Source organism: Guptibacillus hwajinpoensis (assembly GCF_005144865.1).
Taxonomy (GTDB): Bacteria; Bacillota; Bacilli; order Bacillales; family Guptibacillaceae; genus Guptibacillus; species Guptibacillus hwajinpoensis_A.
Genome location: NZ_SWFM01000006.1, coordinates 19,755 through 37,122 on the forward strand (window position 1 = coordinate 19,755; position 17,368 = coordinate 37,122).

Annotated in this window: 11 protein-coding genes; 9 read left to right on the forward strand and 2 right to left on the reverse strand. The window is 41.6% G+C overall.

The genetic code is table 11. The annotated features are described in order from the left end of the window. Positions 1-17 precede the first annotated feature (17 nt). The 3 genes from pcrA to FBF83_RS16885 are packed head-to-tail and all read left to right on the forward strand — an operon-like array spanning position 18 to position 5,524. Positions 18-2,240 carry a DNA helicase PcrA gene (pcrA, locus tag FBF83_RS16875; protein WP_136948326.1) on the forward strand — a complete coding sequence of 741 codons (2,223 nt, stop codon included), beginning with the start codon at positions 18-20 and terminating at the stop codon, positions 2,238-2,240. A 25-nt stretch (positions 2,241-2,265) separates the two neighbouring features. Then, positions 2,266-4,266 carry an NAD-dependent DNA ligase LigA gene (gene ligA, locus FBF83_RS16880; RefSeq protein WP_136948327.1) on the forward strand — a complete coding sequence of 667 codons (2,001 nt, stop codon included), beginning with the start codon at positions 2,266-2,268 and terminating at the stop codon, positions 4,264-4,266. A 13-nt stretch (positions 4,267-4,279) separates the two neighbouring features. Further along, positions 4,280-5,524, forward strand: a complete 1,245-nt coding sequence (locus FBF83_RS16885) for a CamS family sex pheromone protein (protein ID WP_136948328.1) — start codon at positions 4,280-4,282, stop codon at positions 5,522-5,524. Positions 5,525-5,581: 57 nt separating this feature from the next. On the opposite strand, the gene FBF83_RS16890 is transcribed toward FBF83_RS16885, so the two are convergent. Further along, entirely contained in the window at positions 5,582-6,535 is a 954-nt protein-coding gene (locus FBF83_RS16890) for a metal ABC transporter solute-binding protein, Zn/Mn family (RefSeq protein WP_136948329.1), read from the reverse strand. 635 nt (positions 6,536-7,170) lie between these two features. Between FBF83_RS16890 and putP the strand changes: the two genes are divergently transcribed. From putP to rlmD, 6 genes are all read left to right on the forward strand, one after another. After that, complete coding sequence (gene putP / locus FBF83_RS16895; protein ID WP_136948330.1) at positions 7,171-8,634, forward strand: sodium/proline symporter PutP; 1,464 nt, start codon at positions 7,171-7,173, stop codon at positions 8,632-8,634. 201 nt (positions 8,635-8,835) lie between these two features. Continuing rightward, positions 8,836-9,126, forward strand: a complete 291-nt coding sequence (gene gatC / locus FBF83_RS16900) for an Asp-tRNA(Asn)/Glu-tRNA(Gln) amidotransferase subunit GatC (RefSeq protein ID WP_136948331.1) — start codon at positions 8,836-8,838, stop codon at positions 9,124-9,126. A gap of 14 nt (positions 9,127-9,140) precedes the next feature. After that, the gene (gatA, locus tag FBF83_RS16905; protein ID WP_136948332.1) at positions 9,141-10,589 is read left to right on the forward strand and encodes an Asp-tRNA(Asn)/Glu-tRNA(Gln) amidotransferase subunit GatA; all 1,449 of its coding nucleotides are present in this window, start codon (positions 9,141-9,143) and stop codon (positions 10,587-10,589) included. Positions 10,590-10,605: 16 nt separating this feature from the next. Next, positions 10,606-12,039 carry an Asp-tRNA(Asn)/Glu-tRNA(Gln) amidotransferase subunit GatB gene (gatB, locus tag FBF83_RS16910; RefSeq protein ID WP_136948333.1) on the forward strand — a complete coding sequence of 478 codons (1,434 nt, stop codon included), beginning with the start codon at positions 10,606-10,608 and terminating at the stop codon, positions 12,037-12,039. 281 nt (positions 12,040-12,320) lie between these two features. After that, complete coding sequence (locus FBF83_RS16915; protein ID WP_136948334.1) at positions 12,321-13,268, forward strand: diacylglycerol kinase; 948 nt, start codon at positions 12,321-12,323, stop codon at positions 13,266-13,268. Between the two features lie 267 nt (positions 13,269-13,535). Further along, positions 13,536-14,906, forward strand: a complete 1,371-nt coding sequence (gene rlmD, locus FBF83_RS16920) for a 23S rRNA (uracil(1939)-C(5))-methyltransferase RlmD (RefSeq protein WP_136948335.1) — start codon at positions 13,536-13,538, stop codon at positions 14,904-14,906. Positions 14,907-14,979: 73 nt separating this feature from the next. Here rlmD and katG read toward each other — a convergent pair whose 3' ends face one another. Beyond that, on the reverse strand, positions 14,980-17,217 hold the full coding sequence (katG, locus tag FBF83_RS16925) for a catalase/peroxidase HPI (RefSeq protein WP_136948336.1): 2,238 nt from the start codon (positions 17,215-17,217) through the stop codon (positions 14,980-14,982). Positions 17,218-17,368: the final 151 nt, after the last annotated feature.

A 17,368-nucleotide genomic window follows, 5' to 3' on the forward strand; every position in this document is an offset into this window, starting at 1 on the left:
GTGAGGAGTGCGAAAACATGCAGCGAATAGTTGATAAATTATTAAACGGATTGAACCCCGAACAGCAGGAGGCGGTCAAGCATACAGACGGACCGCTCTTAATTATGGCCGGGGCAGGAAGTGGAAAGACAAGGGTGCTAACACACCGCATTGCATACTTACTTGTTGAGAAGCAGGTTTCCCCGTGGAACATTCTTGCCATTACATTTACTAATAAAGCAGCACGAGAGATGAGAGAACGAGTAAATTCCATTACTGGTCCTGTGTCAGAGGACATATGGATCTCCACATTCCACTCCATGTGCGTACGTATTTTAAGAAGAGATGGAGATCGAATAGGGATTAACCGTAATTTTACGATTCTTGATTCGGGGGATCAGCTAACTGTCATTAAGAAAATTTTAAAGGAACAAAACGTCGATCCTAAGAAATTCGAACCTCGAGGCATTCTCGGTAGTATTAGTTCCGCAAAAAATGAATTGCAATCACCTGAAGATTACAAAGCGAATGCGAAGGGACCATATGAAAGTGTTGTATCTGATGCGTACGAGCAGTACCAGAAACAACTTCGTAAAAATCAGGCGCTTGATTTCGACGACCTAATCATGCGTACGATAACACTTTTCAAAAAAGTACCTGAGGTTCTTGAATTCTACCAGCGTAAATTTCAGTATATTCACGTTGATGAGTATCAGGATACAAACAAAGCCCAGTATGTACTGGTTAAATTGATGGCTGAGAAGTACCAGAACCTGTGTGTTGTTGGTGATTCGGATCAGTCAATTTACCGCTGGCGTGGCGCGGATATCCAGAATATCCTTTCATTTGAAAAAGATTATCCGAGTGCACGGGCAATTTTCCTTGAACAGAACTACCGTTCAACAAAGAAAATTCTTCAAGCAGCGAATGTCGTGATTGAAAATAATATGAATCGAAAACCAAAGAAGCTTTGGACGGATAACCAGGATGGGCCGCATATTACGTACTATCAGGGCAATGACGAACACGATGAAAGTCGCTTTGTAACCGGAAAAATCCTAGATATGGTGAATAGTGGAAAGCGTACAAATTCACAGATTGCGATTCTTTATCGGACAAATGCTCAGTCCCGAGTCATTGAGGAAATTCTAAATAAGTCTAACATTACGTACAACATTGTTGGCGGTACAAAGTTCTACGATCGTAAAGAAATTAAGGACGTGCTTGCTTACCTTAGATTGATTGCAAATCCAGACGATGATATTAGTTTGCTTCGTATTGTAAACGTACCAAAACGGGGCGTTGGCGCATCTACAATGGACAAGGTGGCACAGTATGCTGCAAATCAAGATATATCCATCTTCACTGCACTTCAAGAAGTAGAACAGATTGGTCTTAGCGCTCGATTTACTAAATCACTTCGAACTTTTGGGAATCAAATGGCGAATTGGACACAGATGCAAGAATATTTAGCTGTCTCTGAACTTGTTGAAGAAGTGATTGATAAATCAGGTTACCGTGATTCCTTGAGAAACGAAAATACGATTGAAGCACAGACAAGATTAGAGAATATTGATGAGTTCCTATCGGTTACGCAAGAGTTTGAGAAAGCGAGTGAAGATAAAAGCTTAATCGCATTCCTTACAGACCTTGCGCTAGTAGCTGATATCGATAAGCTTGATGAAGATGAGAACGAAGAAAAAGAAGCGGTAACCCTCATGACGCTCCACTCTGCAAAAGGTCTTGAGTTTCCTGTTGTCTTTTTGATTGGCATGGAGGAAGGCGTCTTCCCACATAGTCGTTCTCTATTTGAAGAAGAAGAAATGGAAGAAGAACGTCGTCTAGCTTATGTTGGAATAACAAGAGCTGAAGAAGAGCTTTTCTTAACAAATGCTCGTCTTCGCACGCTTTATGGTAAAACGAACTCAAACCCGGTATCTCGCTTTATTGGCGAAATTCCAGAAGAGTTACTTGAAAAAGAAGGACAGGAGAAACCTGCATCACCATTTTCCGGTGGATCAAATCCGCGTTCTTCAAGAGTAGCTACGCCTAAAACGCCACGCCGTCCTCAACTTACTTCAACGGGAGGAGACTCACTTGACTGGAAGGTTGGAGATAAAGCTAGCCACCGCAAATGGGGTGTTGGAACGGTTGTTAGCGTAAAAGGAGAAGGCGATTCTACCGAGCTAGATATTGCATTCCCAAATCCAGTTGGTATAAAGCGTCTTCTGGCGAAGTTTGCCCCTATTGAGAAGCAATAGCCACATTAGAAGGTGAGGTTTGACGATGAAAGAAGAAACGAAACGCGTCGAAGAGCTTCGTCAGCTCTTAAATCACTATAACTATGAGTATCATGTGCTCGATCAACCAACCGTTCCTGATTCAGAGTATGATCGGATGATGAATGAGCTCCTTTCTCTTGAAGAACAAAATCCAGAGCTTAAAACACAGGATTCCCCTACACAGCGTGTTGGGGGACCACCTCTTGAAGGGTTTCAAAAAGTAGAACATCGTGTTCCAATGTTAAGTTTGGGAAATGCATTTGGAGAAGAAGATTTGAAAGATTTCGACCGACGTGTACGAGATCGAATCGGCGAAAACTTTTCTTATGTATGCGAATTGAAAATAGACGGTCTTGCTGTTTCACTCATTTATGAAGATGGTGTGCTAGTTCGCGGTGCAACTCGTGGAGATGGTACAGTTGGGGAAGATATTACACAGAATTTAAAAACCATACCTGCTATTCCACTTCGATTAAGTGAGAATGTGAGTATGGAAGTGCGCGGTGAAGCGTACATGCCAAAACCATCATTCCTTAAGTTAAACGAAGCTCGTGAGAAGAATGAGCAGGATTTATTTGCTAACCCAAGGAACGCGGCAGCTGGTTCTCTTCGTCAACTAGATCCTAAAATTGCAGCAAGCCGTAACCTATCTGTTTTTGTTTATGGTGTAGGTACCGTTGAAGGTAAGGAAATTTATTCGCACTCTGATGGACTGGATTTCTTGAATGAACTTGGTTTTAAAACAAATCCAGAATGGAAGCGTTGCGAAACCATTGAAGATGTTATCAAGTTTATTGATGGATGGACCGAAAAGCGACCAGATCTCTCATATGAGATCGATGGAATCGTCGTTAAAGTAGATGCACTAGAGCATCAAGAAGAGTTAGGTTTCACAGCTAAGAGCCCTAGGTGGGCAATAGCTTTTAAATTCCCAGCTGAAGAAGTGGTAACCAAGCTTCTCTCGATTGAACTCAATGTAGGTAGAACTGGAGTAGTGACGCCAACGGCTGTTCTTGAGCCTGTTCTTGTTGCAGGGACGACAGTACAACGCGCTTCGCTTCATAATGAAGATTTAATCCGAGAGAAAGACATCAAAATTGGTGACTATGTAGTTGTTAAGAAAGCTGGAGATATCATTCCGGAAGTAGTTTCCGTCATTGAAGATCGCCGAACAGGCGATGAGGAAGCCTTCTCAATGCCTGAGAGATGCCCGGAGTGTGAGAGTGATCTAGTTAGGCTAGAAGAAGAAGTAGCTCTTAGATGTATTAATCCAAAATGCCCTGCACAGCTAAGAGAAGGTCTTATTCACTTTGTTTCACGTAACGCGATGAACATTGATGGGCTAGGTGAACGCGTGATTACACAGCTGTTTCGTGAAGAATTAATTCATGATGTAGCTGATATCTATAAGCTTACACATGAACAGCTCATTGAACTTGAAAGGATGGGCGAGAAGTCAGTCTTTAATCTTCTCGAAGCCATTCAAACCTCGAAAGAAAATTCACTTGAGAAGTTACTTTTTGGCTTGGGCATTCGCCATGTTGGTGCTAAAGCCGCAAGAACGCTTGCCCAGCAATTTGGATCGATGGACAGTATTATGGAAGCCAGTGTAGAAGATCTTGAAGCAATAAATGAAGTAGGTCAAAAGATGGCTGATTCTGTTGTGCGTTATTTTCAAAATGAAGAAGTGCATGAACTCATAGAAGAATTGAAGACCGCTGGTGTTAATATGACCTATAAAGGTCCGAAGCCAGTTTCGGTAGAAGACATCGATACTGTTTTTGCGGGTAAAACAGTGGTATTAACAGGTAAACTCGAGCAAATGAGTCGCGGAGATGCCAAAAAGATACTAGAACAGCAAGGAGCAAAGGTGACTGGAAGCGTGAGCAAAAGCACTGATCTTGTGATTGCAGGGGAAGATGCGGGATCGAAGCTTGAGAAAGCAGAATCACTAGGAATAGAAGTATGGAGCGAGAACAGATTCCTTGAAGAGTTAAACGAATGAGGAGAGAGAAGTAATGCGAAATAAGCAAACGTTCATCGTTAGCCTTATGGCCTTTTCGCTCGTATTATCCGGTTGTGTTCCTAGTTTTATGAAGAACGAGCAGGATGAAACAGTGAAGGCACCTAATTCCGAAGGTGAAAGTGAAGAAATGATTGTAAGTGATGATATTAAAACATCGGAAAGATATTATCGTTCGGTGCTTGAGAAGGATGGGGAAAAGAATTCTCTTGATACGTCTAAGGTTCGAGGACTAGTAACAGCTGGTGTAGACAACCGTCTCGACGTTGATTCCCTTGAGATGGGGCTAATTAGACTTTCGCAGGAGCACTATGACCCAGATAAATATTTCTTTAAAGAAGGACAATTGTTTGATTCTGACCAGATTCATAGTTGGTTATACCGAGATAACGGTGTTTCAAAGAAAGAAGCGGAAAAGGATAAAAAGAAAAAAGTAAACGAAGGTCTTAATCCTGTTCTTGGTGTAAAAGATGATCAGGCTAATTATGAACAGGTCATTGCAGCTGAAAAGAAAAACCCCAAATTCTTATCTTATATTCATGAACAGGATTACTATGTTCAAAATAAAGATGAAGAACTACAGCTTGGTGGTATTTCAATTGCCCTTTCGCTCTATTCTGAATACCCTTATTCCGTTCTAGATGAAAAGGGTCTGAAATATACAGGGTCCGTGAAGTTAGATAAGAAAGAAGTTATTGCGAAGGCTAAAGAGTCAATTACCCCAATTATTAAGAAGATTCGGGCTGAGCATGATGTTCCAATTATGTTCTCGCTATTTATGGAGCAACCAAGACAATCGGTCGTTCCAGGTAACTTTGTTGCTAGCGCATATGTAGAAGAAGGAAAATCTAGTCCAGGTTCTTGGAAGGACTTGAACGAGCAATATGTGGCGTTTCCGTCATCAAAGGCGGAGACTGAATATCCAGCAGAGTCAGAGAAATTCGCTGATTTTACACGTGAAATTCAGGACTTCTTCCCAAATTTTGTAGGCGTGATTGGTACAGGTTTCTATAAACAGGATAAGCTAAGCCAAATGAAGGTTGAAATTCCAATCCAGTTCTATAGTAAAGCTGAAGTGATTTCATTTACACAGTTTGTAAATGGACTAGTCAAAAAAAGAAATGATACTTTTCCTCAGGATTTACCGGTTTCTATTTATATAACAAATAACGATGAACCTGAAAGTATGATAGTAAAAGATCCTAATGAAGAAGAACCGTTTGTTCATATTTATCAATAAAGAATAAGAAAGGCCCACTCTATTTTTACTTCAGAGTGGGCCTTTCTGTATGTGTGATTAGTTAGATAATGCTTTTTTCATCGTGTGAATATTCTTTTCCATAAGGGTTAGATAAGTTTCATTGTTCTTAATGTCTTTTTCACTTAGAACGGATAAATTATGAATACGTAGCGTTTTAAGACCAAGCTCTTGTTGAACGGCTTTCGCAGGCTTAGGTGTAGCGTTCTGCTCAAAAAGCATATAAGAGATACTATGACTCTCAGCCGTATCAATAATGTCCTCTAATTGCTTTTGTGTTGGTTCTTGAGATGGAGATAGTCCAGAAACACTTAGTTGCTTAAGTCCATAACGACTCTCCCAATAACTATATGCATCATGAGAAATAAGGAATTCGTTCTTAGGTGCATTAGAAACCATATCTTTAAAAGATTCATCAAGAGCAAGGAGATCGTTTTTTAATGCTTTAAAGTTTTTTTCAAACATCTCTTTTTTTTCAGGAGCTAGATCAACTAGCGTGTCTTTAATGTTCTCTGCAAGCTGAATAGAAAGAATAGGATCAATCCATATATGGGGATTAATATCACCGTGATCATGACCATCATGGCTTTGTTCATCAGCATGAGCTTCGTGTTCTTCTTCAGTTTCATCCATATGAATTCCATCTGCAGCTTCTAAAACAGTTACATCTTCGTTCTGAAGTGTTTCTTTAACGGCTTCCGCAAAACCTTCCATACCAGCACCGTTATAGATGAAAATGTCTGACTCTGCGAGCTTGGTCATTGTTTTTGTTGTTGGTTCAAAACTATGTGCATCGCTACCTGGTGGGATAATTGACTCTGCATTTACATCATTACCACCAATGCGTTCAGCAAAATATTTAAGAGGATATATGGTTGTATAGATATCGATTATGCCATCACTTTTAAAATTAGGATCTTTGGGCGAACACGCCATGAGTAATAAAGTAGTGATGGATAGAAGCGTAACTACTTTAAAAGATGTTCTTATCATAATGATTTTCCCTTCGTTTTGCATAGTGTTAATTATTATATCGTAGTCATTACTGTTTGCAAACAGTAATGACTACGATTTATATATACGATAGAAATTGAGTCAGTTAACACTGGTTTTATAGTAAGGATTAAACCGACTCAGTTAAGAAATTTTATTAGAAGGTGAGTATGAAACATGATAAAAAGACGCAATCTATAAAAAATATTTCAATTTGACGATTAACATTACAAAATGGTGGGTAAATGTTACTAGAGTGTGTCGCTGTTTCACATAATCGTCAATTTATTTAAATAAGTTATGTTGAATACTTATGACATTAAAGTTGCCAAACGGAGGAAATAGTTAACAATGGTGAATATTTATTCACTATAAAGTTTATCTTATAATGTTTTGATTGTTCAGAAAAATATTTTGTGATATAGTAATGATTGGTTTGTAAAGGACTAATGGTCTATATCAATAATTTGTACCCACAGGAAAAATGCATACCTGTGAATAATGACTTTGGAGGGGGTGAAAGCGTGGAATATACCTTAACTACAGCAACATGGTTCTGGCTTCTTATACCAATGCCTTTATTAGTCGTATTATCAATAATAACTTTTTTTACTGAAAGGAGAGAATAGTGCTAAATGAGTATTGAGACGCCTACGCTAGTCACGTTTATTGTTTATCTTGTCGGTATGCTTGCAATCGGATTAGTTGCATACAAAATGACAAGTAACCTGTCCGATTACGTTCTTGGAGGAAGAAGATTAGGTGGATCTGTTGCTGCACTAAGTGCTGGCGCATCAGATATGAGTAGTTGGCTCTTACTAGGACTGCCTGGTGCAATGTACGCAGGCGGAATGAGTCAAATTTGGATTGGGATTGGGCTCGCAATCGGAGCATACCTGAACTGGCAGTTTGTCGCTTCGCGTCTACGCCGTTACACCGAAGTGGCGAATGACTCGATTACGGTACCGGATTATCTTGAAAACCGTTTCCGTGATAGCTCGAAAGCTCTTCGTGTTATCTCAGCGATTGTCATTCTTGTATTCTTTACGTTCTATACGTCTTCAGGTCTTGTTGGGGGCGCAATCCTGTTTGAAAGCTCGTTCGGTATGAGCTATGAAAGCGCATTGTGGATCGGTGCAATTGTAATTATTTCTTACACGTTCCTCGGTGGTTTCTTAGCAGTAAGCTGGACAGACTTCTTCCAGGGAATACTTATGTTCCTTGCTCTTGTTATCGTGCCTATTGTTGCTCTAAACGAAATGGGCGGCTGGAGCGAAACAGTTAATCAAGTAGGTGCTACAGATACTACTTATCTTGATATCTTTACTGGTATGAGCTTTATGGGTATTCTTTCCCTACTTGGTTGGGGACTAGGTTACTTTGGTCAGCCTCATATCATCACACGTTTTATGGCTGTTAAATCTTCAAAAGAGATTCCTAAAGCACGCCTTGTTGGTATGTCATGGATGGTTCTTTCCCTGTTTGGTGCAATCTTTACTGGTTTTATCGGTATTGCTTACTTTAATGCAGGACTTGAGAACTCCGAAACAGTCTTCATCGAATTTACGCAAGTACTCTTTAACCCATGGGTATCCGGCTTCTTACTTGCTGCGATCCTATCTGCAATTATGAGTACAATTGACTCTCAGCTACTTGTATCATCAAGTGCTGTAGCGGAAGATTTCTATAAAGCAATCCTTCGTAAGAACGCTAGCCAGACTGAGCTTGTATGGGTTGGCCGTATTGCAGTACTAGCTATTGCGTTGCTTGCTATCCTACTTGCATATAACCCTGATAGCAGTGTTCTTAACCTGGTAAGTTATGCCTGGGCAGGATTTGGTGCCGCATTTGGTCCAGTTATCATACTGAGTCTATTCTGGAAACGAATGACTCGTAATGGTGCAATCGGTGGTATCATCACAGGTGCGGTTGTCGTAATCCTATGGGCTCAATTGTCCGGCGGACTATTTGATCTTTATGAACTAATCCCAGGCTTTATCCTAGCTTGGATTGCTGTAATGGCATTCAGCTTTGTAGGTAAGGCTCCAGGTGAAGAGATTGAAGCAGAATTTGAAGAAGCTAAAGTTTCTAAATTCTAAGTTGATAAGTGAAAGGCTCACCCATAAGAGGGTGAGCCTTTTTTACAATATTGGAAAAAAGCTAAACAAACGTTTGATTAATGACCATTAAATAAACATTTGTTTAAAAATGGAACAGACGGCGTTCTGTTGCTTAATGAAGTCTCTTTTTGGTATCATCTATATATTGCAGGTTGTTCGAATTTTGTGGAGGTGAAAGAGATGTCCAGAATTACCAAAGAACAGGTGAAGCACGTAGCGAACCTGGCTAGATTAGAAATGGATGAGGCAGAAGTAGAAAAGTTCACAACTCAGCTTGATGACATTATTTCAATGGCAGAACAGTTGAATGAATTAGATACAGAGAACGTAGAACCAACAACCCACGTTCTTGATTTAAAGAATGTTCTTCGTGAAGACAAGGCTCAACCATGGCTTTCTCGTGAAGAAGCATTGAAGAATGCGCCGGACCATGCAAACGGTCAGGTTAAAGTCCCATCAATATTTGAGTAAAGGAGGCAACGTCCTTGTTTGATAAAAGTATTAGTGAGCTTCACAGCTTGCTTCATAAAAAAGAATTATCCGTCAGCGAAATCGTTCAATCATCGTTTGATCGCATCAACACGGTTGATGAAAAGGTAAAAGCGTTCATGACGTTAAATGAAGAAGGAGCTATGCAAGCTGCAAAAGCACTTGATGGAAAGCTCGGAACAGAAGAAGCGAGAGGACTTCTCTTTGGTCTTCCAGTCGGTGTAAAGGATAACATCGTAACAAAGGGTCTTCGCACGACAGCATCAAGTCAGCTTCTTGGAAATTTTGAACCATTACATAACGCAACAGTGGTTGAGCGCTTAAACGCAGCGGAAACGATCACAGTTGGTAAACTTAATATGGATGAGTTCGCAATGGGTTCTTCAAATGAAAACTCTGGCTTCTATGGCACGCGTAATCCATGGAATACAGACTATGTACCAGGTGGATCTAGCGGTGGCTCTGCTGCGTCTGTTGCTGCTGGAGAAGTATTCTTCTCATTAGGTTCTGATACTGGTGGTTCAATCCGTCAACCGGCTGCATTTTGTGGCGTTGTTGGATTAAAACCAACTTACGGACTTGTTTCTCGTTTTGGACTAATTGCTTTCGCATCTTCTCTTGATCAGATTGGACCAATTACGAACACAGTAGAAGACAACGCATATCTTCTTCAATCAATTGCTGGTCATGACAAGATGGATTCTACGTCTGCCAATGTTGATGTACCAGATTACCTTTCAAGCCTAACTGGTGATGTGAAAGGTCTTCGCATTGCTGTGCCGAAAGAATATCTTGCTGAAGGTGTAGACGAAGATGTGAAGAACAACGTCCTTCAGGCACTTAAAAAGCTTGAAGAGCTTGGCGCATCTTGGGAAGAAGTATCTCTTCCTCATTCGAAATACGCTGTAGCTACTTACTACCTTCTTTCTTCTTCTGAAGCATCTGCTAACCTTGCTCGCTTTGATGGAGTACGTTACGGCGTACGTGCTGAAGCAGAGAACCTTCTTGATCTTTATAAGAAAACAAGAAGTGAAGGCTTTGGTGACGAAGTAAAGCGACGCATCATGCTAGGAACGTTTGCGCTTAGCTCAGGTTACTATGACGCTTATTATAAGAAAGCACAGAAAGTACGGACGCTAATCAAGAACGATTTTGAAAAAGTGTTTGAAGACTACGATGTGATTATCGGACCAACTACGCCAACACCAGCATTTAAAGTAGGCGAGAAGATCGATAACCCGCTTACGATGTATGCAAATGACATCCTAACAATCCCAGTTAACCTTGCAGGCGTACCTGCGATTTCGGTTCCATGTGGATTATCGAATGGCCTACCTGTCGGACTTCAAATAATCGGAAAGCACTTTGATGAGAGAACTGTATACCGCGTTGCTCATGCGTTTGAGCAAGCTACAGATCATCATAAGGCTAAGCCAGAGCTGTAAGGGGTGACTACTGAAAATGAATTTTGAAACTATTATTGGTCTGGAAGTTCACTCAGAACTAAAGACAAACACGAAGATTTTCTGTAATTGTTCAACTGATTTTGGTGCACCACCTAACACGAACGTGTGCCCGATCTGTCTCGGTCACCCTGGTGTCCTTCCAGTGATGAACGAACAGGCTGTTGATTTTGCAATGCGCGCAGCAATGGCTTTGAACTGTGAAATTGCTGAAAATACGAAATTTGACCGCAAAAATTATTTCTACCCTGATAACCCGAAGGCATATCAGATTTCCCAGTATGATAAGCCGATTGGGGAGAACGGTTGGATTGATATTGAAGTAGACGGTAAAACAAAGCGAATTGGTATTACTCGTCTTCATCTTGAGGAGGACGCTGGTAAGCTAACACACGTTGATGGAGAGAACCACTCACTTGTCGACTTCAACCGTCAGGGTACACCTCTAGTTGAGATCGTATCTGAGCCGGATATTCGTACACCAGAAGAAGCTTATGCTTATCTTGAGAAGCTAAAAGCTATCCTTCAATATACAGAAGTATCAGATTGTAAAATGGAAGAAGGATCACTTCGCTGTGATGCGAACCTTTCTCTTCGTCCATATGGTCAAGAAGAGTTCGGTACGAAAACAGAACTGAAGAACTTGAACTCATTTGCGAATGTGCAAAAAGGTCTTCAATTCGAAGAAGTACGTCAGGAAAAAGAGCTCCTTACAGGAAACGTAATCGGTCAGGAAACACGTCGTTACGACGAAGCTGGCAAGAAAACGATTCTTATGCGTGTGAAAGAAGGATCTGACGACTATCGTTACTTCCCAGAACCGGACCTTGTTCGTCTAGAGATTAACAAAGAATGGATGGACCGCGTACGCGAAGATATCCCTGAACTTCCAGACGCACGTCGTGAGCGCTATGTGAAGGAATATGACCTTCCAGAATACGATGCGATGGTTCTCACTCAGTCTAAGAAAATGTCTGATTTCTTCGAAGTAGCGATTGGCCAAGGAGCTGATCCGAAACAGACATCGAACTGGCTGATGGGTGAAGTGTCTGCTTACTTGAATGCGAATTATAAAGAAATTGATGAAGTTGCCCTAACTCCAGAAGGGCTAGGCAAATTGATTTCTCTTATTGAAAAGGGAACAATTTCTTCTAAGATCGCGAAGAAAGTTTTCAAAGACCTTATCGAAAAAGGCGGCGACCCTGAGCAGATCGTTAAAGACAAAGGTCTTGTACAGATTTCTGACGAAGGCGAGCTTCGCTCAATCGTTTCAGGTATTCTAGACGAAAACGAACAGTCGATCGAAGACTACAAGAACGGTAAAGACCGTGCCCTAGGCTTCCTAGTAGGTCAGGTTATGAAAGCAACCAAAGGAAAAGCTAATCCTCCGATGGTTAACAAACTCATTGTTGAAGAAATGGATAAGCGATAAGAAGTGCCCCCTCCTGAATGGAGGGGGATTTTTAATGTGTTTGAGTGAAGTTTTGTTCACAATCCATAAATATACCTAAGCTCTTTTTTTCATTTTGCTTTTTTTAGGGGAAAAGCCTATAATCATAACAGAAGGTCACGCGGTGGAAAACGGTCACGAGAATGTGGGCGTTTTTTGTTTGCGACTATCATATAATTTACTAATGATGATGTCTTTAAAACTAATTAATAACAGATGATAAGAAGCAGAGAATCGAGATAGAGAAGATAGGATGATGAAGGATGAAACGTGCAAGACTGATCTATAATCCAACGTCCGGAAGAGAACAGGTAAAGAGGTCACTGCCTTATATTCTTGAACGTCTTGAAGTAAATGGTTACGAAACTTCAGCTCATGCGACAACGTGTGAAGGGGATGCTACAGAAGCGGCACGTATTGCAGTTGAGCGGAGATTTGATCTAGTAATTGCTGCTGGAGGAGACGGAACAATTTATGAAGTGATTAACGGTATTGCTGAGCAACCGTATCGCCCTAAAATGGGTATCATCCCAGTTGGAACAACGAATGATTTCGCGCGAGCGATTGGTGTTCCACGCACAGTTGAAGGTGCGATGGATGTCCTATGCAATGGACTTGAAATGCCAATTGATATCGGTCGAGTAAATGAACATTACTTTATCAATATTGCTGGTGGCGGACGTCTGACCGAATTAACGTATGAAGTACCAAGCAAGCTTAAAACAATGCTTGGCCAACTTGCTTACTATATGAAAGGGATTGAGATGCTTCCGTCAATTCGTCCAACCAAGACGCGCATTGAATATGATGGAAAGCTTTTTGAAGATGAGATCATGCTTTTCCTCGTTTCAAACTCGAACTCAATTGGTGGATTTGAGAAGCTAGCACCTCATGCTTCATTGAATGATGGATTATTCGATCTTATGATTTTAAAGAAGACGAATATTGCTGAGTTCATTCGGATCGCAAGTAGTGCTCTACGTGGTGATCATATTAATGATCCAAACGTTGTCTACAAGAAAGCAAGCCATATTAAAGTAGAATCTGTTGATAAAATGCAGCTCAATCTCGATGGTGAATATGGTGGGCCACTCCCAGCCGAATTCACAAACTTGTATCGTCACATCACGATGATCGTGCCTAAGGAAACAAGCGAGAAGCATACAAATGAAGAAGAAGCAGCTCACAAGCGAGCTGTATCTGATGAGTAAGGTCGTAGAGAAGCCAGAGATTTTGATCTCTGGTTTTTTCTATTCCGGTTGCTTTGGCTAATATAATGTAAATTTGGTCAATAAATCTTGGATTTGGCCAATTTATAGAGATTTTAGCATTAGAGATTCGGCCAATAAAACGATCTTCACCTCATTTTAGTGGTAAAAACTTCACCGGTTTGGAGCGTAATTGTTACATTTCGTGATCCAATCACACTGTGGTACAATTTTTGTACATGAAATCGAACGGAAAAGGACGGAAACCTAATGAGTATTCAAGATGTACCTGTTAAAAAGAACGATGTTGTGGAAGTGGAGTTTGTTGATATATCCCATGACGGAGCTGGTGTCGCTAAAGTAGACGGCTACACCTTGTTCGTGCCCTATGGTATACCAGGCGAAACAGCTGATGTAAAAGTAATTAAAACGAAAAAAGGCTTTGGTTTTGGCAAACTTATAGATGTAAAGGTGGAGAGTGAAGACCGCAACACGCCTCCGTGTCCGATCTTCTATCAGTGCGGTGGCTGCCAAACGCAGCACATTACGTATGATACCCAACTGAAATTCAAGCACAAGCAAGTTCAAGACGTGATGGAGCGTATTGCGAAGATCGATGTACCTGTTCACCCTGTCCTTGGTATGGAAGACCCATGGCGCTACCGCAACAAAGCGCAAGTTCCTGTTGGAGAACAAAACGGCAAGATCGTGGCAGGCTTCTATCAGCAGCGTAGTCACCAGATTATTGACATGGATCAGTGTCTCATTCAAGAGCAGGAAAACGATGAAGTTCTTCGCGTTGTAAAAGAGATCGCTGAAAAATACGGCATCCGCGCATACGACGAGCGCTCCCATCGTGGAACGCTAAGACACGTCGTTGCGAAATACGGAAAGCAAACAGACGATATTATGGTTGTTATTGTCACAAAGAACAAAGACTTACCAAATCGTAAAAACATCATTAATGACATCACAGAGCAACTTCCGAAAGTGAAATCGATCGTTCAGAACATAAATCCAAAACGTACAAACGTTATCTTTGGTGATGAAACAAGAGTACTTTGGGGATCTCCATATATTTACGACACAATTGGCGACATTAAATTCGCGATCTCAGCGCGCTCGTTCTATCAAGTAAACCCAGATCAAACGAAGGTGCTTTATGACCAGGCACTTGAATATGCTGGACTTACAGGTAACGAAACGGTAATCGACGCTTATTGTGGCATCGGAACGATTTCTCTTTTCCTTGCGCAAAAAGCAAAGCAGGTATATGGCGTTGAAATCGTACCTGAAGCGATTGAAGATGCGAAGCGAAACGCAGAGCTTAACGGTATTACGAACGCTGAGTTTGCCGTTGGTGAAGCAGAGAACGTCATCCCAGCGTGGAAAAAGCAGGGCATCAAGCCAGACGTCATCGTCGTTGACCCGCCGCGTAAAGGCTGTGACGAAGCCCTACTACAAACAATTATTGATATGAAGCCAGAGAAAGTTGTTTATGTATCATGTAACCCTGCGACACTTGCAAGGGATCTACGGATTTTAGAAGACGGTGGGTTTGAAACGAAGGAAGTTCAGCCGGTTGATATGTTCCCGCATACGACGCATGTAGAGTGCGTAACCTGGCTAGAAAAGAAATAAATCATATAATGCTATATAAAAAAGCACCTTACCAGACGCCCTTGAAGCGAATGGTAAAGTGCTTTTTTCATTATTACGCGTTAGACGCCATCTTATCCTTACTCGTTTTAAGATCAAAACGGTCAGCGTTCATGATCTTAACCCATGCGGATACAAAGTCGCGGACAAATTTCTCTTTGTTGTCCTCTTGTGCATATACTTCTGCATAAGAACGGAGGATCGAGTTTGAACCGAAGACAAGGTCAACGCGTGATGCAGTGCGTACAAGTTCTCCAGTTTTGCGGTCACGTCCTTCGTATTCATTGAAGTCAGCAGGCTTCCATTCAATGCCCATGTCGAGTAGATTCACAAAGAAGTCATTCGTAAGTGTACCAACACGATTAGTAAACACCCCATGCTTCGTACCGTTATGGTTTGTCCCAAGCACGCGCATGCCGCCAACAAGAACGGTCATTTCAGGTGCAGAAAGGCCAAGAAGTTGTGATTTGTCTACTAGTAGTTCCTCAGGGCTAAGCGTGTATTCCTTCTTCTGGTAGTTACGGAATCCATCTGCCATTGGCTCTAATACATCAAAGCTTTCTACATCTGTTTGCTCTTGTGTCGCATCACCACGTCCAGGTGCAAATGGAACGGTAATCTCAACACCAGCATCTTTGGCCGCTTTCTCTACAGCTGCGCTACCGCCAAGAACAATCAAATCAGCTAGGCTAACTGTTTTATCAAGTTCATTTTGAATCTTTTCATAAACAGAAAGCACTCTTTGAAGCTGCTCAGGCTCATTTGATTGCCAATTCTTCTGCGGCGCAAGGCGAATGCGTCCACCATTGGCACCACCGCGATGATCAGATCCACGGTAAGTGCTCGCAGAAGCCCATGCCGTTTTGACGAGCTCGCTAACGCTTAATCCAGAATTAAGGATTTTCGCTTTAAGGTTTTCTACTTCAGCAGCAGTTAATTCATAGTCTACATTAGGGATTGGATCCTGCCAGATCAATTCTTCCTGTGGCACCTCAGGTCCAAGGTATCTTTCTTTCGGGCCCATGTCACGGTGAAGTAATTTAAACCATGCACGAGCAAATGTATCAGCGAAATATTCGATGTCCTCGTGGAAACGGCGTGAAATTTTCTCGTAGATTTCATCTTCACGAAGAGCCATATCAGCTGTTGTCATCATCGTATTTACTTTGATGGAAACATCTTCAGCATCTGGTGCAAGATCTTCTTCTTTAGGATTAACAGGCTTCCATTGGTGAGCACCTGCAGGACTCTTTGTTAGTTCCCATTCATAACCGAATAGCAAATCATAATAACCGTTATCCCACTTAGTTGGCTCGGAAGTCCAAGCACCTTCTACACCACTTGTAATCGTGTCACGGCCTTTACCGCTTCCGTGCGTATTTTTCCAGCCCAATCCTTGCTCTTCAATATCAGCGGCTTCTGGTGCAGCACCAACATGTGCTTCAGCATCTCCAGCGCCGTGTGCTTTCCCAAACGTGTGACCGCCAGCGATAAGGGCAACCGTTTCTTCATCGTTCATTCCCATGCGAGCAAATGTTTCACGAATATCTCGTGCACTGCCTAGCGGATCTGGTTCTCCATTTGGTCCTTCTGGATTAACATAGATAAGTCCCATTTGAACGGCAGCAAGCGGACTTTCAAGCTCGCGGTCGCCTGAGTAACGGTTGTCGCCTAGCCATTCTTTCTCAGTACCCCAGTAGATATCTTCTTCTGGATGCCAAACATCTTCGCGTCCTCCGCCAAAACCAAATGTCTTTAAGCCCATTGATTCCAGTGCGACATTACCAGTGATAACAAGTAAGTCAGCCCAAGAAATCTTATTCCCATGCTTTTGCTTAATTGGCCATAGGAGACGACGCGCTTTATCAAGACTTGCGTTATCTGGCCAGCTGTTAAGTGGAGCAAAGCGTTGCGATCCAGTTGCACCGCCGCCGCGTCCGTCACCAGTACGATATGTACCAGCCGCGTGCCATGACATACGGATGAAGAGTGGACCATAGTGTCCGTAATCAGCAGGCCACCAGTCCTGGCTATCTGTCATTAGTGTACGAAGATCCTGCTTTAATTCGTAATAATCTAGTTTTTTAAATTCTTCTGCGTAGTTAAAGTCTTCACCCATTGGATTGCTTTTTCTATCGTGCTGTTGAAGAAGATTCAAATTTAACTGGTTTGGCCACCAGTCTTTATTTGTTGTGCCAACTTTAGTAGTGGTGATAGCACTCTCTTCTTTCGTTTTTCCATGAGAGACAGGGCACTTTCCAGCTTGGCTATCGTGCATTTCGTTTTTATCCATATTTAAAATCTCCTTTCGAATGTAAGAAAATTAATTATAACCTCTATTAGATTATAATTATAATAAATTAATAATCATTTTGGAAGAGTTATGCACTAATTTTCAATAAATAATTTCGAAACCTCGTTGGATAGGGGTGTTACAATTAATA